This is a genomic window from Nitrosomonas ureae (assembly GCF_001455205.1).
GTDB classification, from domain to species: Bacteria; Pseudomonadota; Gammaproteobacteria; order Burkholderiales; family Nitrosomonadaceae; genus Nitrosomonas; species Nitrosomonas ureae.
Window position 1 is genome coordinate 1,099,560 of the sequence record NZ_CP013341.1, and the last position, 19,205, is coordinate 1,118,764.

14 protein-coding genes are annotated in these 19,205 nt (G+C 45.2%); 6 read left to right on the forward strand and 8 right to left on the reverse strand.

Features of this window, described 5'->3' with window-relative positions; all coding sequences use genetic code 11:
* The first annotated feature begins 287 nt into the window (after positions 1 to 287).
* The gene (locus tag ATY38_RS05135) at positions 288 to 2,222 is read left to right on the forward strand and encodes a putative bifunctional diguanylate cyclase/phosphodiesterase (RefSeq protein ID WP_082633001.1); all 1,935 of its coding nucleotides are present in this window, start codon (positions 288 to 290) and stop codon (positions 2,220 to 2,222) included.
* Between the two features lie 237 nt (positions 2,223 to 2,459).
* Here ATY38_RS05135 and phoU read toward each other — a convergent pair whose 3' ends face one another.
* The 7 genes from phoU to tkt form a co-directional block, all read right to left on the reverse strand.
* Positions 2,460 to 3,170 (reverse strand): phosphate signaling complex protein PhoU, encoded by a 711-nt coding sequence (gene phoU, locus ATY38_RS05140; RefSeq protein ID WP_062558360.1) that lies wholly within the window; start codon positions 3,168 to 3,170, stop codon positions 2,460 to 2,462.
* Between the two features lie 55 nt (positions 3,171 to 3,225).
* Positions 3,226 to 3,885: a ribose-5-phosphate isomerase RpiA gene (rpiA, locus tag ATY38_RS05145; RefSeq protein WP_176492713.1), complete on the reverse strand. Its 660-nt coding sequence runs from the start codon at positions 3,883 to 3,885 to the stop codon at positions 3,226 to 3,228.
* Positions 3,886 to 4,212: 327 nt separating this feature from the next.
* Positions 4,213 to 5,277, reverse strand: a complete 1,065-nt coding sequence (gene fba, locus ATY38_RS05150; protein ID WP_062558362.1) for a class II fructose-bisphosphate aldolase — start codon at positions 5,275 to 5,277, stop codon at positions 4,213 to 4,215.
* A 136-nt stretch (positions 5,278 to 5,413) separates the two neighbouring features.
* On the reverse strand, positions 5,414 to 6,865 hold the full coding sequence (gene pyk, locus ATY38_RS05155) for a pyruvate kinase (RefSeq protein ID WP_062558363.1): 1,452 nt from the start codon (positions 6,863 to 6,865) through the stop codon (positions 5,414 to 5,416).
* Positions 6,866 to 6,879: 14 nt separating this feature from the next.
* On the reverse strand, positions 6,880 to 8,058 hold the full coding sequence (locus ATY38_RS05160; RefSeq protein ID WP_062558364.1) for a phosphoglycerate kinase: 1,179 nt from the start codon (positions 8,056 to 8,058) through the stop codon (positions 6,880 to 6,882).
* Positions 8,059 to 8,191: 133 nt separating this feature from the next.
* Entirely contained in the window at positions 8,192 to 9,190 is a 999-nt protein-coding gene (gene gap, locus ATY38_RS05165; protein ID WP_062558365.1) for a type I glyceraldehyde-3-phosphate dehydrogenase, read from the reverse strand.
* A gap of 77 nt (positions 9,191 to 9,267) precedes the next feature.
* On the reverse strand, positions 9,268 to 11,283 hold the full coding sequence (tkt, locus tag ATY38_RS05170) for a transketolase (RefSeq protein WP_062558366.1): 2,016 nt from the start codon (positions 11,281 to 11,283) through the stop codon (positions 9,268 to 9,270).
* A 305-nt stretch (positions 11,284 to 11,588) separates the two neighbouring features.
* Here tkt and gdhA point away from each other — a divergent pair, with 305 nt between their 5' ends.
* The 4 genes from gdhA (at position 11,589) to ATY38_RS05190 (ending at position 17,455) form a co-directional block, all read left to right on the forward strand.
* Positions 11,589 to 12,932, forward strand: coding sequence for an NADP-specific glutamate dehydrogenase (gdhA, locus tag ATY38_RS05175; RefSeq protein ID WP_062558367.1), 1,344 nt, complete (start codon positions 11,589 to 11,591; stop codon positions 12,930 to 12,932).
* A 164-nt stretch (positions 12,933 to 13,096) separates the two neighbouring features.
* Positions 13,097 to 15,010, forward strand: coding sequence for a lytic transglycosylase domain-containing protein (locus ATY38_RS05180; RefSeq protein WP_062558368.1), 1,914 nt, complete (start codon positions 13,097 to 13,099; stop codon positions 15,008 to 15,010).
* 3 nt (positions 15,011 to 15,013) lie between these two features.
* Positions 15,014 to 16,255 carry a multifunctional CCA addition/repair protein gene (locus ATY38_RS05185; RefSeq protein WP_062558369.1) on the forward strand — a complete coding sequence of 414 codons (1,242 nt, stop codon included), beginning with the start codon at positions 15,014 to 15,016 and terminating at the stop codon, positions 16,253 to 16,255.
* Between the two features lie 114 nt (positions 16,256 to 16,369).
* Positions 16,370 to 17,455, forward strand: coding sequence for a hypothetical protein (locus ATY38_RS05190; protein WP_062558370.1), 1,086 nt, complete (start codon positions 16,370 to 16,372; stop codon positions 17,453 to 17,455).
* Between the two features lie 79 nt (positions 17,456 to 17,534).
* Here ATY38_RS05190 and ATY38_RS05195 read toward each other — a convergent pair whose 3' ends face one another.
* Positions 17,535 to 18,359 carry a YiiX/YebB-like N1pC/P60 family cysteine hydrolase gene (locus ATY38_RS05195; RefSeq protein WP_062558371.1) on the reverse strand — a complete coding sequence of 275 codons (825 nt, stop codon included), beginning with the start codon at positions 18,357 to 18,359 and terminating at the stop codon, positions 17,535 to 17,537.
* Positions 18,360 to 18,470: 111 nt separating this feature from the next.
* Here ATY38_RS05195 and ATY38_RS05200 point away from each other — a divergent pair, with 111 nt between their 5' ends.
* Positions 18,471 to 18,941, forward strand: coding sequence for a potassium channel family protein (locus tag ATY38_RS05200; RefSeq protein WP_062558372.1), 471 nt, complete (start codon positions 18,471 to 18,473; stop codon positions 18,939 to 18,941).
* Positions 18,942 to 19,205 lie beyond the last annotated feature (264 nt).

Consider the following 19,205-nt stretch of genomic DNA (forward strand, 5'->3'; position numbering starts at 1 on the left):
GATCGGGCACATCCGGTAACTGGAAATCGCTAATTGTCTGATTATTCACTAACAGGTAACCTTTAAATTTAAGGCTTGAACCTGAGATCGATAACGATGTGCTTGATCCTACTGGTACAGGAAAAGTAGCAGAATTACTCTCCTGATACTAGGGTTCTAAATCGACTGATGCAGTAAATTTCTATAAAACTAGCGTGGATCCAGGCTATTTCTATATCAGGTGGACTTTAGCCAGAATCCAATCTACCGACTATAATGAAGTCACTTCAATCTTGAACAGAGAGGCTATGGCATATTCTACTAAAGCGACCAATGAAGACAGTTCTAAATCAGTGACAAAGAATGAACAATTACTAAAGATAATTGAACGTATCACTTGCGCTCTCAGAACCTTGAGCGCTGGCAATCATACTTTATTACATGCCTCGGACGAGCAAGAATTGCTGCACGATATGTGCCAGGTCATCGTGGAAAAAGGTGGTTATCGTATGGCTGGTGTCGCATATGCTGAGCACGATAAAGATAAGAGTTTTCACTGGATGGCAAGTATCGGAATCGATAAAGAATTTTTGAAAGCGCTTCATTACACTTGGGCCGATACAGAAATGGGGCGCTCCGCGACAGCTACTGCGATCCGTACAGGCGAGCCCAGTGTGGGCAGAAGCATTCTCACAGATCCTGTCTATGCCACTCCTGCTTACGCCCCGCTTCGCGAGAATGCAATCAAGTTCGGCTACGCAGCAGTTACCGCTTTTCCTCTACGCGTGAATGAGCAAGTTCTCGGAGCCTTGGTCATGGGAGCGATCGAACCGGATGCTTTTGATGAAGAAGAGGTCAAGTTGCTTAGCGAATTGGCTGATGACTTGGCTTATGGCGTTACCAATCTGCGCATGCGCGCCAAGCATCAGGCAGCCGAAGCTACCATTGCGCGACTGGCTTATTATGATCCTCTGACGGAATTGCCCAATCGCACCCTTATGCTTGAGCGCTTGCAAGATGCCATTCAAACGGCAAAATATCATCACCACGCCTTCGCTGTCTTGCATCTGAATATTGTTCGCCTGCGTGGAATCAATCAAATCTTAGGTTATCGCTCCGGTGATCAATTGCTGCAACAACTGGCTCAGCGTTTGATGCGTACCCTGAAAGAAAGCGAATTCTTGGCGCGGGTGGGGGAAGGTGAGTTTGCTTTGCTTTTGCCCAGCGGAGGAGCTGATTGTGCGATTCAAGTTGCGCAACGGTTGGCCAATGCCTTACATGACTCCGTGAAAGTGGCGGGCCTGATGGTCGATCCACGCGTCAGCATAGGCATTGCTCTTTATCCAGGTCACGCCACTGAAGCTGATACCTTGTTGCGGCGTGCCAATGCCGCCACTAATGATGTGTGTCCTGCCCGAGGCGGCTATGCCCTATACACGGGGGGACAGGAACAAGAATGTACCCGGCGCATTTCATTGATGGGAGATTTTCGTCAAGCAATCGAACAAAATGAGCTATTGCTGTATTGTCAGCCTAAGGTCGATATTGCGTCGCGGCGCGTGTGTGGAGCGGAAGCCTTGGTGCGTTGGCAGCATCATGTGCATGGCATGCTACCAACTATCGAATTTATAAAGCTTGCTGAGAATGCCGGTTTAATTACACCTTTAACGCACTGGATGCTTGATGCGGTTTTCAGTCAAAGTTATGCCTGGCATGAAGCAGGGATAGAACAGGCCTTGTCAGTGAATTTGTCCGCGCATGATTTGTACGATCCTATGCTCGTCGATCGTATTCAAGGTCTATTTTCCACTTGGAATGTTAATCCGGAACTGATTCAGTTTGAATTAACTGAGAGTACCCTGATGGAAGAACCATCTATTGCATTGGAGACTTTAACCAAATTAAAGAAACTCGGAACCCGGCTATTCATTGATGACTTTGGCACGGGATATTCGAGCTTGAGTTACTTGCAAAAGCTACCGGTAGACTCAATCAAGATTGATCAGTCATTTGTCATGCCAATGGAGGCGGATAATGACTCAGCTGTGATTGTGCGCTCGACCATTGAACTTGGGCATAACCTCGGTTTAGAAGTGGTGGCGGAAGGGGTGGATAATCAGGTTGTGTGGAATCTCCTGGCAACATTGGAGTGCGATGTAGCGCAAGGCTATTTGATTGGCATGCCGATGCCGGCAGAGCAATTCAGTGACTGGGAAGACAAATGGGTGCGTATGTCAGTGTAAGGGTTCTATGCAAATTCTAATAAAAACTGATAAACCAGACACATTCTTTAAGCTATTGGTTAGGAAAATGAATTAAAAAAGAGCAAAAGTATTTAGAGAATCAGCAGTAAAATTAGGGAAAGAAGCAGATATCGAGCAGTGTAAACAACTGGAGATTCGGGTATTAATGAAGAAATATTTCGTATATCGAGATCGGAAAATACAGTCCCGCTATCTGACACAGTAAAAACATTCATATTATTCTCTGATTTCCTGTTCAATCTGGTCAGCCGTTACATGGCGCACATCTTTGCCTTTTACCATGTAAACAACATACTCCGACATGTTTTTTGCATGATCTCCAATACGTTCTATTGCTTTGGCGATAAATACTATTTCCAGGCACGTAGAGATTTTTCTTGGATCTTCCATCATGAACGTAATTAATTGACGCAAGATAGAACGAAACTCCTCATCTACAAACTCATCTTGTCTGACAATTTGTGCGGCTGCATTTAAATCCAATCGAGCAAAGGAATCAAGCGCTTTATGCAACATGTCCATTGCAATACTGGCGACATGTTTGATTTCATTGAAGCGCGGAATGTGCATACGATCAGATGAGTATATCAACTTCGCCATCCGAGCAATTTTCGCCGCCTCGTCACCGATGCGTTCTAGATCAGTAATCGTTTTAATTACCATCATGATCATACGTAAATCACTTGCGGTTGGTTGGCGACGCGCAATGATCTGATTGCAGATTTCATCGATCGATACTTCCATAGCGTTGACACGATGATCACGTGTAATGACCTGATCGATAAGCTCTTCGTTACCACTCGTCAATGCCTCAATTGCATATTCGATTTGCTCTTCAACGAAACCACCCATCTGCAAAACGCGTGTACGAACTTCCTCAAGATCAGCATCAAATTGCTTAGAAATATGCTCTTTATTTGTTGCCATATCACACCTTTGGTTGATAGCGAAGAATAGAGTTCTTGGTTACTGAATATTGAAGTCAAATAGAAATTATACGTATGCCGTTATCTGTTCCCAATAATAGCGTATCTGCCCCACGTCGTGCAAAAAGACCATTGGTTACAACACCGGCAATTTGATTAAGCGTGGCTTCCAGTTCAACAGGATTGATAATTTGCAATCCATGTACGTCCAGAATGATATTGCCATTGTCTGTGATGAAGTCGTGACGCAAAGCCGGATGCCCACCCAAATGAACAATTTCACGCGCAACATAACTACGTGCCATCGGGATAACCTCGACAGGCAAAGGGAAGTTGCCAAGAATTTTTACCAGCTTGCTCTGATCGGTAATGCAAATAAATTTCTGTGCTACTGCGGCAACGATCTTCTCCCGTGTCAATGCGCCACCGCCACCCTTGATCATATGCAAATTCTCAGTGATCTCATCTGCACCGTCAACATAAACAGGGATATCAATAACGTTATTGAGATCATGTACTTCGATACCATGTTCCTTAAGTCTTTGTGCTGTTGCATCGGAGCTCGCAACAGCCCCTTCAATTTTATGCTTGATTTTAGCCAGCTCATCAATAAAATAGTTAGCGGTGGAACCTGTACCTACTCCAACAATACAATCAACTGGAATATATTGAATTGCAGCAACCGCTGCTGCACGTTTCTGTTCGTCTTGTGTCATGATGTCTCTTACGAAAATTATAATATCGTTATCAGGATAGCGTTATCTGTTAATTTAGACAATGCTTCTATCACTCAGAGAATAAATGGTGAAACACTCTCAAAAAGGAAATGAAATGTGATGATTGGTTGAAGCTGGGGATGTCGGTGATGTTTTAGTGACTAACAAGCGATTTCTTCGAAGGTCTAATCAATATCCTTCCGACTTTGCCGGAGTTAAAATTTAACTTGTACCGAAGCGATATTGCACTCTATCTCTCTCATCAGAATCTATGATCAATCACAAAATTGCATGATTGATCATAGAGTTATTAAATAATGCGGTTGATTACTTAATAATAGCGTTCAATTCACCTTTAGTATAGCGATTAGCCATATCTTCGAGTGAAATTGGTTTGATTTTTCCTGCTTGTCCTGCACAACCAAAAGCTTCGAAGCGTGCTTTACAAATATCCTTGGCAGCTGCAGTCGCTTCTTTCAGGAATTTGCGCGGATCAAAATTGCTTTTGTCTTTTTCCAAACTACGGCGAATTGCGCCCGTCATAGCCAGGCGAATATCGGTATCGATATTGATCTTACGCACGCCATACTTGATACCTTCTTGGATTTCTTCTACCGGAACACCATAGGTTTCTTTGATGTCACCACCATATTGACGAATGATATCCAGCCAGTCTTGCGGTACTGAGCTGGAGCCGTGCATTACCAGATGGGTATTAGGAATGCGCGCGTGGATTTCCTTAATACGTTGAATCGCCAGAATGTCACCTGTAGGTTTGCGGGTAAATTTGTAAGCGCCATGCGAAGTTCCAATCGCAATAGCCAATGCATCCACGCCGGTTTTGCGAACGAAATCGGCGGCTTCTTCAGGGTCAGTAAGCAATTGATCATGGGACAAAACACCCTCTGCGCCGTGCCCGTCTTCCGCTTCGCCCATGCCGGATTCCAGTGAGCCCAGGCAACCCAGCTCGCCTTCCACGGAAACACCGACTGAATGCGCAGTATTAACAACATCCGCCGTGACGTTTACATTGTATTCATAAGTGGACGGTGTTTTGGCATCGGCTTGTAAAGAACCATCCATCATTACACTCGAGAATCCACTACGAATCGCGTTGACACAAACCGATGGAGAAGCCCCATGATCTTGGTGCATTACAATAGGAATATGGGGATAAGCTTCTACCGCGGCAGCAATTAAGTGGCGCAAGAATGCTTCACCGGCATATTTTCTTGCACCAGCGGAACCTTGCATGATCACCGGGCTATTGCATTCATCCGCTGCTTGCATGATTGCCTGGATTTGTTCCAGATTATTGACATTAAACGCGGGCAAGCCATAGCTGTTTTCTGCTGCATGGTCAAGTAATTGTCTTAATGATACAAGTGCCATTTAGATCTCCTTAATTATTAAATTATCTGAATAAATTCTGTAAGTATTAGTATAAGCGATTATTTTGTATGAATACGTTTGATTCTTTTTACTGTAACTGTACGTATAGTTATCTGTGTTGCATCGTGCAGACATTTTAATTTTTATCAATGCCTTGCCTTGTTTTCCATTCACCGACTCTAATAATTTTCATGGTATTGGTACCCCCCGTCTTACCTACCGGCTCACCTATTGTCATCACCATGATATCACCACTGCGCACCACCCCGCGGTCGAGTAATTCCTGTTCGGCCAGATTCAGAATCTCTTCCGGATCATTCAACCCTTCACCAAATTCTACAGGATAAACACCCCTGAACAAGGTAACTCTTCTGCGTGTTTCTTCGTTCGGGCTTAACGCAAAAATAGGCACCTTGGAACTCCTGCGCGACATCAACAATGCGGTCACGCCGCTTTGCGTCAATGCAGCAATCGCACGAATCTGCAGACCACCCGCAGTATACATTGTGGCACGCGCAATCGCTTCTTCGATGGTTGCCGGATTAATACTCTGCATTCGCCGATCAATGCTAACAAGATATTCCTTTTCCGCTTCCAAACAAACCCTGGCCATGGCTTCCACTGCTTCAACAGGATATTCACCGGCAGCGGATTCCGCCGACAACATGACTGCATCAGTACCATCGAGTACCGCATTGGCTACATCCGATACTTCAGCGCGTGTTGGAATCGGATTAGTAATCATCGATTCCATCATTTGCGTTGCGGTCACAACAATTTTATTATTTGCCCGTGCCGAGCGTATCATTCTCTTCTGTAACGCTGGAACAGCAGCATCACCTACTTCAACTGCCAAGTCTCCGCGTGCCACCATGATCGCATCCGAAGCTTCGAGTATATCATCCAGCGCAAGAATAGCTTCCGAGCGTTCGATTTTGGCCATAATCATGCCTTTACCCCCAGCTTCTTGCAGCAATGCGCGTGCCTGTCGTATATCGTCACCCGAGCGGACAAATGATACCGCCAGATAATCCGCGCCAAACTCGGCAGCCGTTCTGATATCTTCTAAATCCTTGCCAGTCAGAGCCGGAGCGCCCAATCCACCGCCTTTACGGTTAATACCTTTATTATTTGACAGTATTCCGCCTTGCTCGACTACACAGAATACCTGGTGACCTTTCACCTGAGATACCCCCAGTACAATGCGTCCATCATCCAGCATCAGTGTGGCTCCGGTTTCCAAATCACCGGGCAGTTCTTTATAATCCAGACCGACTCGTTCCTGATTGCCCAGTTCACATGCTGCATCGAGAATGAACTGATCACCCACTTCAAGTCTAATTTTGCCATGTTCAAACTTGCCGATGCGGATTTTAGGACCTTGCAGATCGGCCAGAACACCAACAGTGAAACCTGCCGCGCGCGCTAATGAGCGTGTCATCTCCACCAATTCAATGTGTTGTTCGCGTGTTCCATGTGAGAAATTGATCCGAACAACATCGACACCGCCCCGGATCATACGTTCCAGAGTTTTCGGATTACCGCTGGAAGGACCCAGTGTAGCTACAATTTTTGTTCTTCGAATCATTATCTTCTTGACGATTAGTTAGCGCGCATTTCCAGAATTTCTACTGCAGGCAGCTTTTTGCCTTCTAAAAATTCTAGAAAGGCACCTCCTGCCGTTGAGATATAGGAGACTTTGTTATAAATATCATATTTTTGAATGGCTGCGATCGTATCGCCACCGCCTGCCAGCGTGAATGCCTTAGTTTCTGCAATTGCTCGTGCAATCTTTTCAGTTCCGGCGCCAAACTGATCAAATTCAAATACACCTACGGGACCGTTCCACACTACCGTTCCGGCTTTCATAATGATATCTGCTAATTCCTGCGCACTTCTTGGACCGATGTCGAAAATCATTTCATCATCTGCCACGCTACCAGCATCCTTTAATACAGCCGGTTCATTGGCATCAAATTTCTTACCAACCACAACATCGACCGCAATCGGGATTGATGCATTGCGTTTGGCCATTTTATCCATCAAATTTTTGGCCGTTGGAACCAAATCGTCTTCACACAATGACTTACCGACATTCTTGCCAGTGGCTTTAAGAAAAGTATTAGCGATGCCGCCGCCAACAACCAATTGATCCACTTTTTCGGACAGCGACTCAAGTACGGTAAGTTTGGTAGAAACTTTCGAACCGCCTACTATGGCAACCATAGGACGAGCCGGACTCAACAGCGCTTTAGTTAAAGCTTCCAGCTCTTCAGTCAGTAAAATTCCTGCACAAGCTATCGGGGCATATTTCGCGATACCATGAGTTGAAGCTTCTGCACGGTGCGCAGTGCCGAAGGCATCCATAACAAACACATCACATAATTTTGCGTATTTCTGTGCAGTTTCCTCGAGATTTTTCTTTTCGCCTTTGTTGATACGGCAATTTTCAAGTACTACCAACTCTCCCGCAGCAACATCAAATCCACCGCCCACCCAGTCTTTGATTAGCCGAACGGGTTTTCCTAGACGGTTGGCGATATTATCAGCAACGGGCTTTAAGGAATTTTCTTCGGTCCATATTCCTTCATCAGGACGTCCCAGATGAGAAGTTACCATTATCTTGGCACCTTCTTTGAGGCAATGATTAATCGTCGCCATGGAGGCGGTAATGCGGGCGTCCGAGGTTACTTTGCCATCCTTTACAGGCACGTTTAGATCAGCGCGTATGAATACACGCTTACCTTTTAGATCAAGGTCAACAAGTTTAATAACTGGCACGATAAACTCCAAAATTGTCTTTAAAAAATATAAAGGATAGCAAAAGCTACCCTTTATGTCTTGACGAATTGAATAGTAATTCAGATAGTAATCAATATTTTAATATTCTTAATTACGTATCAATCAATACAAATTACTTGGCAACAGTACGAACCATCTCCAATACTTTGGTGGAATAACCCCACTCATTGTCGTACCATGCTACCACTTTAACAAAACTTTTATCCAAAGCCATGCCAGCTTCAGCATCGAAAATGGACGTGCAGCTTTCACCGCGGAAATCGGTAGAAACCACTTTCTGATCGGTATAACCCAACACCCCTTTCATTGAACCTTCGGAAGCTTCCTTCATTGCATTGCAAATCTCATCGTAGCTCGCTTCATTTTCCAGCTCAACCGTTAAGTCAACCACTGAAACATCCGAAGTTGGGACACGAAAAGCCATGCCGGTCAATTTTTTGTTCAGTTCAGGAATTACCACGCCTACTGCCTTGGCAGCACCCGTTGAAGACGGAATAATATTTTCCAGAATGCCGCGCCCACCGCGCCAGTCTTTATTAGATGGACCATCTACAGTTTTCTGAGTCGCGGTTGCTGCATGTACTGTAGTCATCAATCCGCGTTTAATGCCCCATTTGTCGTTCAATACCTTAGCCATCGGCGCCAAGCAGTTGGTAGTACAGGAGGCGTTGGAAATAATGCTTTCACCTTTATAGGATTTGTCATTCACACCATATACAAACATGGGTGTATCATCTTTCGAAGGCGCAGACATGATGACTTTTTTAGCACCTGCCACCAAGTGCTTTTCGCAAGTTTCTTTGGTCAGGAAGAGCCCTGTGGATTCAATAACGACTTCAGCTCCCACTTCGCTCCATTTCAATTCAGCAGGATCTTTAATTGCGGTCAAACGAATTCTTTTGCCATTAACTACTAATGTATTTCCATCAATTGACACATCGCCTTGGAAACGGCCATGCACTGAATCGTGTTTCAACATATAAGCCAGGTAGTCAGGCTCTAATAAATCATTAATTGCTACAATCTCAATATCAGAAAAATTCTGTACTGCTGAGCGAAAAACCATACGCCCGATACGACCAAATCCATTAATTCCAACCTTAATTGTCATGCTAAAACTCCTTGAATGAAAAACTTATTGCATTCGGAACGAAATTCGTTATCCGAACGCTATATTCTTTAATTGAATTAGAGAACGTTTTTTACTGTTTTAACTACGTTTTCGACAGTAAAGCCGAAATGCTTGAACAGCACATCTGCAGGCGCTGATTCACCAAAAGTATCAATACCCACTACTGCGCCATCCAACCCGACATATTTACGCCAGAAATCCGTCACTCCAGCCTCAATGGCCACGCGTTTGACATCTTTTGGCAAGACACTTTCCTTGTAAGATGGTTCCTGGCGGTCAAAAACATTGGTACAGGGCATGGAAACAACGCGTGCATGGATGCCCTCATCCGCCAATACTTTCTGCGCGTTCACGGCTAGACCGACTTCTGAGCCGGTAGCGATGAGAATAACTTGCGGTTTGCTGTTACTTGCTTCGGCTAATACATAGCCACCTTTTTCAATCTGTTTGATGATTGCCGCGTCTCGTTTCTGGAACGGCAGATTCTGGCGGCTGAAAATCAATGTTGAAGGGCCGTCCTTACGTTCGATGGCACGAACCCATGAAACGGTTGATTCAACGGTGTCACAAGGCCGCCATACATCCATATTGGGGATATAACGCAATGTGGCTGTTTGTTCTACCGGTTGATGCGTTGGACCATCCTCGCCCAGACCAATTGAATCATGTGTAAAGACAAAGATGTTACGGATTTTCATCAAAGCGGCCATACGCAGTGCATTACGAGCGTATTCTGAAAACATCAGAAAGGTTGCGCCGTAAGGAATCAGGCCGCCGTGCAACGATAATCCGTTCATCATTGCGCTCATCCCAAATTCACGTACACCATAATAGACGTAATTGCCACCGGCGTTATTGTCGATACCCTTGGAACCTGACCATAGTGTCAGGTTGGAGCCGGCCAAATCGGCAGATCCCCCAATCAATTCCGGCAGAATGGGCGCTAAGCCTTCAATTGCATTTTGCGAAGCCTTGCGGCTCGCGATGGATTCCGCTTTGGCATTGACTTGATTAATAACATTCTCAACATGACTGCTCCAATTTGCAGGCAATTCTCCAGCCATTCGACGATTAAATTCCGCCGCCTCCGCGGGATGTTTTTCTGCATATTCCGCAAACTTCTGATTCCATTCCGTTTCCAGCTTCTGACCTTTCGCTCTTGCGTCCCAAACACTATAAACATTTTGCGGAATTTCAAAAGGTGGGTGATGCCAACCAATATGCGGGCGAGTAGCGGCGATTTCCGCATCACCTAATGCGGCGCCATGTACAGAATGGGTATTGGCCATATTCGGAGAACCCAATCCGATGACCGTTTTGCAGCAAATCATCGATGGTTTGTTGTTGACTTGCTTTGCAGCTTCAATCGCAGCTTCAATCGCAACAGGATCATGGCCATTGACATTAGGCACTACATGCCAGCCATAAGATTCGAAACGCTTTGGCGTATCATCGGTAAACCAACCTTCCACATGCCCATCTATGGAAATGCCATTATCATCATAAAAGCAGATAAGTTTGCCCAAACCCAAAGTGCCGGCTAATGAGCAAGCTTCATGCGAGATGCCTTCCATTAAACAACCATCGCCGAGAAAAACATACGTGTGATGATCTACAATATTGTAACCAGGGCGATTGAATTCGGCTGCCAATACTTTTTCTGCCAAAGCCATGCCTACCGCATTCGTGATACCCTGACCCAAGGGTCCGGTAGTAGTTTCCACGCCTGGCGTGTAACCATACTCGGGATGTCCGGGTGTTTTTGAATGGAATTGACGAAATTTTTTAATTTCTTCCATCGGTAAATCGTAACCGGTCAAATGTAACAAAGCATAAATCAACATGGATCCATGTCCGTTAGATAGCACAAACCGGTCACGGTCAACCCAACCCGGATTGCCAGGATTATGACGCAAGTGGTGAATCCACAGTACCTCAGCAATTTCAGCCATACCCATTGGCATACCAGGGTGACCAGAATTGGCTTTTTGCACGGCATCCATCGCCAATGCGCGCACCGCACTGGTCAAATCTTTAAATACCGTCGCGTCAAAATCCTTGAATGTCCCCATCGATACTAGCTCCCTAATTTTTCAGAAAAATAAAATGAATAAAAGTGTACATTATCCCCTAAGATAGGGGATACGACAACTAGCGACCTTCATTTTGCGTCTAAAACCAATTCAGTAGAGAGATAAATCCTGTTTGCTGATAAGCTAGTTTGTCTGCAACAAAGCTTTCCAATAACTGATATTTCAATGTAACAGTGTAACAGCACAAAAAACTCCATTTTTAAAAAAATACAGTGCAGCGTGTAAATTTATTTGGCAGAATTGGGTTATTCGCAAATAACCTTTCATTTACCGGGGAATTAAAAATGAAATATAAGAGCCTTCAGGAGTTCAGTGGATATGTGACTGAGCGAAATCCTAATCAACCAGAGTACATGCAAGCGGTTACAGAAGTCATTGAGAGCTTGTGGCCTTTTATAATGGAACACCCACGGTATGCTGAGCATGGTTTGCTGGATCGTTTGGTTGAGCCTGAGCGCGTGATTATATTTCGCGTATCTTGGGTTGATGATCATGGCGAAGTTAAAGTAAATCGAGGTTACCGGGTGCAACATAGTTCTTCCATTGGTCCGTACAAAGGCGGTGTTCGATTTCATCCTTCGGTTAACCTGTCAATTCTTAAATTTTTGGCGTTTGAGCAAACCTTCAAAAACGCATTGACGACACTGCCGATGGGCGGCGGCAAGGGTGGTTCCGATTTTGATCCGAAAGGTAAAAGCCCAGGAGAAGTTATGCGTTTCTGCCAGGCTTTTATCAGTGAGCTGTTTCGCCATATTGGTTCGGATACCGACGTACCCGCCGGAGATATCGGCGTTGGTGGGCGTGAAGTTGGATTCATGGCGGGGATGATGAAAAAACTATCCAATCGAGCTGATTGTGTATTTACCGGAAAAGGATTGAGTTTTGGCGGATCGCTAATTCGTCCGGAAGCAACCGGTTATGGAACGGTATATTTTGCTCAAGAAGTATTACGGCATGCAGGGCGCTATATGGAAGGGATGCGTGTTTCGGTTTCCGGCTCGGGTAATGTAGCGCAGTTTGCTGTAGAGAAAGCCATGGCGCAAGGTGCCAAGGTGATTACCGTCTCCGACTCCAGCGGCACGATTGTGGATGAAAGCGGCTTTACTCTGGAAAAATTGGCAATATTGGCGGAAGTAAAAAATCATCTGTATGCGCGCCTTGATGAATACGCTAAACGTGTGAACGTTACCTTCTTACCGGGTGAAAAACCCTGGCATGTGCCGGTACAGGTGGCATTACCGTGTGCAACGCAAAATGAAATCACCGGTGCCGATGCGCAAACACTCGTTAATAACGGTGTCATTTGTGTCGCTGAGGGTGCAAATATGCCATCGACCGCTGAAGCAGTCGAGTGTTTTATCCATAACAAAGTACTTTATGCACCGGGTAAAGCAAGTAATGCCGGTGGTGTCGCCACTTCAGGTCTGGAAATGAGCCAGAATGCAATGCGTTTATCCTGGACTCATGAGGAGGTTGATGCACGCTTGCAAGCAATTATGCAGGCTATTCATAAATCCTGTTTGAAATACGGTACCAAGCCCGACGGCAGCGTTAATTATGTGGACGGCGCCAATATCGCCGGTTTTGTCAAAGTGGCGGATGCGATGCTGGGCCAAGGTATTGTTTAATCGTTATTACCAGTTGGTAGATTGGCTGCAGGATTTTTGCTGAAACTTTAAGAATGGCATTGGACTTTCACAGTGAATATGTGAAAGTCCCAATTTTTTGCAAAAAATTTGTTCTATTTCTTGATTGTAAATACCCTCCATTAGAGCCTGTACGGGAAATCGTTATGAGAAATTACCTTTTGGGATTAATTTTTTTGGTTTTTTCCGGAACGCTATCTGCAAATCAGGACTTTGATTTTATCGCTGCGCGTGAAGCCTTCCAGGCTGGCAATGTGAAACGTTTGGATGAATATTCCATAAAGCTGCAACGCCACGTGCTTATGCCCTATGTAGAATATTTTAAATTGCGTATGAGACTGCAGACCACTGATATTGCCAATATTCGGTACTTTCTCACACGCTATGATGGTGATCTGGTTGCGGATCGATTGCGCGGAGATTGGCTCAAGATTTTGGGCAAGAATCAACAATGGTCACTCTTTGAAATAGAATATCCGTTGTCAGTGAACAGAGATACTGAGCTTCTATGCTATCACTACCAAAGTCGGCTGAATGCTAAAGATAATTCATTGCTGTCGGAAGTTCGGTCGTTATGGTTTACGCCGAACAGTCAGCCCGAAAGCTGCACACCGGTTTTTCGTACGTTAATCTACAGTGAACAGATTACGCTGGAAGATATCTGGACCCGAATTCGACTTGCCTTGGAAGAAGGTCAAACCGGCGTGGCGATGCATATTAGTCGTTATTTACCTAATAGCGAGTTGTTAAACAGCACCGAATTGAATAATGCAGCCAAAAATCCATTACGTTACCTGGATACTTTAAAAAACAAAATCAAATCGCGGAGTGACCGCGAAATTGCTTTGTTCGCGTTATTGCGCCTGCTGCGTAATGATACCAATCAAGCCTATGTGCAATGGTTAAAGATCAAAAACCAGCTTACCCCATTTGATCGTTCTTATTTCCTCGGAAGGCTCGGGTATCGCGCAGCAATGCGGCATGATTCGCGTGCTTTGGATTGGTTCAGAGAAGCTCAGAATACACCGCAAACCTATCCGCCTTCGGATACCGTGCTTGCCTGGCAGGTGCGTGCAGCTTTGCGGCTCGCTCACTGGGACGAAGTACTGAAGACTATCGAAAAGATGTCGCTCACTGAGCAGCAGATTGATACTTGGCGATACTGGAAAGCGCGTGCGTTTATCATCAAGGATCGAATGCAGGATGCAAATAATATCTTAATTCCACTCAGCGATGAGCACAGTTTTTATGGCCAATTGGCACGGGAAGAGTTGGGTGCCATCCTAAGCATCGCGGAAAAAACTTATCGCGTAAGTACTGATGAAGTGTCCGCAATGGAACGTAGGCCCGGCATACAGAGGGCACTGGCTTTTGCGCGCATGAATTTACGCACTGAAGCATTTCGTGAATGGAGTTGGACCGTTCGACAATTTTCCGATGCGGAATTATTGGCTGCATCCGAAGTAGCACGCCGTCAGGGTATGTATGACCGTGCGATCAATACTGCGAACAGAACGGTAACGCAGCATGATTTCAGTTTGCGATTTTTATCTCCGCACCGCGAAGCACTTAGAAATATAGTGCAACGACATGAGCTGGATGAAGCCTGGGTGTATGGTTTGATTCGGCAGGAAAGCCGCTTTATTGCGGATATTAAATCCCATGCAGGAGCAACGGGCCTGATGCAATTGATGCCGGCTACGGCCGAATGGGTTGCTAAGCAGCTGGGAATACCCAATTTCCGCCAGAATCTGGTGGTGGATGTGAATACCAATTTGCAATTAGGTGCGTATTATCTCAAGCATGTGTTGAATACATTGGATAATCAACCGTTGCTGGCTTCGGCTGCCTATAATGCCGGGCCAGGCCGGGCCAGGCGCTGGCGCGATGACACCAGCGTGCTGGAAGGCGCTATTTATGCTGAGACGATTCCTTTTAACGAAACACGGGATTACGTTAAGAAGGTTTTGAAAAATTCGATGTATTACGCAAAGGTGCTTGATCATGGACACAATTCGCCAACACTTAAGGAGCGCCTGGGAGTTGTGAAGGCGAAATAATCATTGAAAATTTATCTTGTAGGCGGCTCAGTGCGCGATGAATTGCTCGGATTACCGGTCAAGGATCATGATTATGTGGTAGTGGGAGCTTCACCGGAGGAAATGGAATTGTTGGGATACCGTCCGGTGGGGAAGGATTTTCCGGTTTTCTTGCATCCGCAAACCAATGAACAATACGCATTAGCTCGAACTGAGCGAAAGATTTCACTCGGATATAAAGGATTCGAAGTGTTTACCTCTCCTCAGGTTACCTTGCAGGAAGATCTGGCGCGTCGAGATCTTACCATCAATTCGATTGCCAAAGACGAAGACGGCAACATTATCGATCCTTTTAACGGTGTCGCTGATCTGGAAGCTGGCATTTTACGCCATGTCAGTCCGGCATTTTCAGAAGATCCTGTGCGTATTCTCAGAGCTGCACGTTTTGCGGCGCGTTTTGGTTTCCGCATTGCGCCGGAAACAATGATGCTGATGAATAATATGGTGCATAACGGCGAAGTTGATGCGCTGGTACCGGAGCGTGTTTGGCAGGAGCTCGCGCGCGGTTTGATGGAAAAAACCCCATCCAGAATGTTTTATATGCTGAGAGAATGCGGTGCTTTGGCGCGGATTATTCCCGAAGTGGACGTGTTGTTCGGTGTTCCGCAACCGGCGCATGCGCATCCTGAAATTGATACCGGTGTGCATATTATGCTCGTAATTGATTACGCCGCTGCGCACGACTATTCGCTGCCGGTGCGCTTTGCCGCGCTGATGCACGATGTGGGCAAAGGAACAACACCGTTCGAAGAATGGCCGCGTCATATAGGCCATGAGGCACGTAGCGTAGAATTGACACAAACTTTGTGTGAGCGTATCAGGGTTCCTAAAGAATCGCGGGATCTCGCATTACTGGTGGCCCGCTATCATGGTGACGTACATCGGGCGGAAGAGCTCAAACCGTCTACCATGGCGAATATGCTGCAAATAGTTGATGCTTACCGTAAGCCGGAACGATTTGAAGAATTTTTACAGGCATGCGCATGCGATTTTCATGGTCGTCCGGGTTATGCAATTAAACCTTACGTGCAGGCTGATCGATTTCGAAAAGCATATCTTGCAGCAAAAAAAGTGGATGCAGGTGCAATTGCAGCTGAACTCAGGCAGAATTTATCTGAGTCAGCCGCATTGCCTAGTGCCATTAACACCAAAGTGCGTTCGGCGCGCATTGCCAGAATAAAGGCTGAATTGACTTATAATCGATAATGCACGTTTTTTAATTGCGACGCCTCATTCTTCATTCTTCGTTATCGTGTATCATGACTTACAGCTTCGCCAGCTTAAGTAACGGATATTAATAATTGATTCAAGGAGAAGATAATGTCCTTTCATCTATTCCATATCAATGAAGTGTTTTCAAACACAGCAGGTACTGTTCAGTTCATCGAGTTTGTCGGAGATGCGAATATCCAGAATTTCTGGGTAGGGCACTCAATTATCTCAACCAATGGCATCATCTCCAATACTTATAGTTTTGGCACCGATCTTCCCAGCTCTGCAACCGCTGGCAAGACAGTATTGGTTGCCACTCAGGGATTTGCGGATTTAGGAATAGTTGCGCCAGACTATATCATTCCAAATGGTTTTTTATTTACTACCAATGGTACTATAAATTTTCCCGGAATGATTGGGGGCGCGATTTCTTATGCTGCACTCCCGGTTGACGGGACAACATCATTGAACCGTGATGGTTCGACAAGCATCAACTCTCCGACCAATTTTGTTGGCAACACGGGCACGATATTCAGTAATATCATCTCAGGTACTAATGGCACGGACAATCTTACAGGTACGCCAGGTGCTGATATTATTAATGCCGGGGATGGTTTGGACAGGCTGAATGGTGTGGGTGGAAATGATACTCTGGATGGTGGCCTAGGTATCGATACAGCAATTTATAGCGGTAATCGTGTCGGCTATACCATTGCAACGACTTCTTCGGGATTTAACATTTCTGGTTTGGAGGGAAACGATACGCTATCCGGTATTGAGCGGTTACAATTCGCAGATACGAAACTTGCGATGGATTTTAATAACGGACAGGCTGGTAACAACACTGCCCGGATCATTGGCGCAGCTTTTGGTGCGTCCGCAATTACGGAACATCCGGATTATGTGACTATAGGGTTAAATTTGTTCGATTCCGGACAAACCGTACTCGAGGTATCCGAGCTCGCCGTTAATGTGCTGGACTTATCCAACGATGAATTTGTCGATACAGTCTATCAAAATGTAGTGGGTGTAGCACCAGCTCCAGCAGTGCATGATTTTTATGTGAGCTTGTTGCAAGGTAGTGGCGGATCATTCACTCAGGCGCAGCTAATGGAAATTGGCGCCAATTCTGTAGAAAATGCATTGAATATCGATCTTGCGGGACTGGTACAAAATGGTGTGGTATTTATCTGAAAAATTATCGAAAAATAAATAAGAACGGCAATTACTAAAATTAATCTTTATTTGATCGTAAGTAGGAAAGTCTTTGTACTTATGATAATTCTTTGGTTTTGACTGTTTCAGTAACCTCACACTGAATGCGCTTAGGATCGTGCATTGCATCGCTCCAGGCGAGTGAGCGGTAGTCAAAGCCACTCTCAATTGTCGGCTTGATAATGTCAAAGTAAGGCGATATATCGAAATCCCTTGGAGTAAAAAGGCTGTGATGGCGGATATGGTAAATATCCGCATAACAATCTGCACGAGTGAGATCATCCGACCATGTGCGCTGAATTTCCGGCAGAATTGGATAGCGTACCGATTCGAAGGCTTGTGCGATCAAAGTAGAACAAATTGCCCGCGTAGGATCGTTACTTCCCAATGCCAGTAAGCGTCTGCGGAATCGTGTAGGAACCGGGATCGTTGGGAGTAGATAACGCAAAAGATCGAAGATATGTTTAAGGTCATACCGATGTCCGATACGTGCGATCGCATAGTCGACAATCCGTTTGCGATCATCATTACTCAAGCCAATGGGACGGCAGATCCGGGTGTGCATTTGCGCATAATGCGCTAGTGTAATGGCGCGTACACCTTCTTTCAAATCAGCTTCAATCAGTACTCGGGGAAGTTCCCAAGGAGCGCCATGAGGTAGAACATTGCCGATGTAAAGTGCAGCATGTGACCAAGTTGATTGCGTCAGATATTTGATGGCGACACTGACGCGAGTATTTCCCTCTACCAATAGCACATCGCCAGGCCGTAAGGTGGCTGCTAGTTGTTCCTGGCTGATTGTTGCAACCTGAATGCTTTGCCGTATCTGCTTGGTTAAAAACCGCGCCAATCCACGCCCTATGATTTCAGTTGCTTGTCCCATGAATTTTTCTTATGAAGCGAAATTATCGCTATATAAATGTTCTGCATTTAACCTTTTCTCTATTATATGTATCACAATACGTTTTGTGATTAAAAAAATCAGTTTGAAACTATGAATGAGCACACCTCCCACTTGGTGGGATTGATGATCTCCGGGGTGGTTGTTACTTTATGCGTGATATTGCATTACGAAGCATTGCGTTTTTTAAGTCGCACGGTTGGTGTGCATATGCATAAACGCATCGGAGTTCTGATCGTCATGCTCGGTTTGTTGGTAGCGCACGTATTAGAAATTGTGATTTTTGCTTTGGGCTATATGTTAATGCAACATGATGCCAATATGGGGCGCATTATCGGTTTAGATGAAGCCAGCTTATTTGATTTTATTTATTATTCGTCGGTTGTATACACAACCGTAGGATTCGGCGACTTATTGCCCGTTGGCGCTATTCGTATGTTGAGTGCTGCTGAAGGTTTGGCAGGTCTGGCCATGATAACCTGGTCGGCTTCTTTTACTTTCTTGGCGATGCAGCGCCTATGGCCGCATTTGTTATCCTCGTCGGGAAAGGATTCGAAAGATTAGATTTTGATCTGACTGTTTCTTGTCAATACAAATAAAGAATTAATCTTGATCGTGGGATATTATCGTGTATTGCGTACGTATATTACGCCCATAAAACATAAAAAGGATCCAACCATTCCTGATCGGAATGATGCTTCGAAGACCTAAAAATATTTATTATCATCATCTTACCCATTTATTTCCGAGTCGACTAAACATTTCGAAATAACTGCGTGACTTTTTAGGAAAAGCACCGGGCTAAGAATGATAATATCACTATAAAAT

What these genes read in the sequence shown, in the direction of transcription:
- ATY38_RS05135 (WP_082633001.1), top strand. Translation starts at nt 288, where the DNA reads ATGGCATATTCTACTAAAGCGACCAATGAAGACAGTTCTAAATCAGTG.
- phoU (WP_062558360.1), bottom strand. Translation starts at nt 3,170, where the DNA reads ATGGCAACAAATAAAGAGCATATTTCTAAGCAATTTGATGCTGATCTT.
- rpiA (WP_176492713.1), bottom strand. Translation starts at nt 3,885, where the DNA reads ATGACACAAGACGAACAGAAACGTGCAGCAGCGGTTGCTGCAATTCAA.
- fba (WP_062558362.1), bottom strand. Translation starts at nt 5,277, where the DNA reads ATGGCACTTGTATCATTAAGACAATTACTTGACCATGCAGCAGAAAAC.
- pyk (WP_062558363.1), bottom strand. Translation starts at nt 6,865, where the DNA reads ATGATTCGAAGAACAAAAATTGTAGCTACACTGGGTCCTTCCAGCGGT.
- gap (WP_062558365.1), bottom strand. Translation starts at nt 9,190, where the DNA reads ATGACAATTAAGGTTGGAATTAATGGATTTGGTCGTATCGGGCGTATG.
- tkt (WP_062558366.1), bottom strand. Translation starts at nt 11,283, where the DNA reads ATGGGGACATTCAAGGATTTTGACGCGACGGTATTTAAAGATTTGACC.
- gdhA (WP_062558367.1), top strand. Translation starts at nt 11,589, where the DNA reads ATGAAATATAAGAGCCTTCAGGAGTTCAGTGGATATGTGACTGAGCGA.
- ATY38_RS05180 (WP_062558368.1), top strand. Translation starts at nt 13,097, where the DNA reads ATGAGAAATTACCTTTTGGGATTAATTTTTTTGGTTTTTTCCGGAACG.
- ATY38_RS05190 (WP_062558370.1), top strand. Translation starts at nt 16,370, where the DNA reads ATGTCCTTTCATCTATTCCATATCAATGAAGTGTTTTCAAACACAGCA.
- ATY38_RS05195 (WP_062558371.1), bottom strand. Translation starts at nt 18,359, where the DNA reads ATGGGACAAGCAACTGAAATCATAGGGCGTGGATTGGCGCGGTTTTTA.
- ATY38_RS05200 (WP_062558372.1), top strand. Translation starts at nt 18,471, where the DNA reads ATGAATGAGCACACCTCCCACTTGGTGGGATTGATGATCTCCGGGGTG.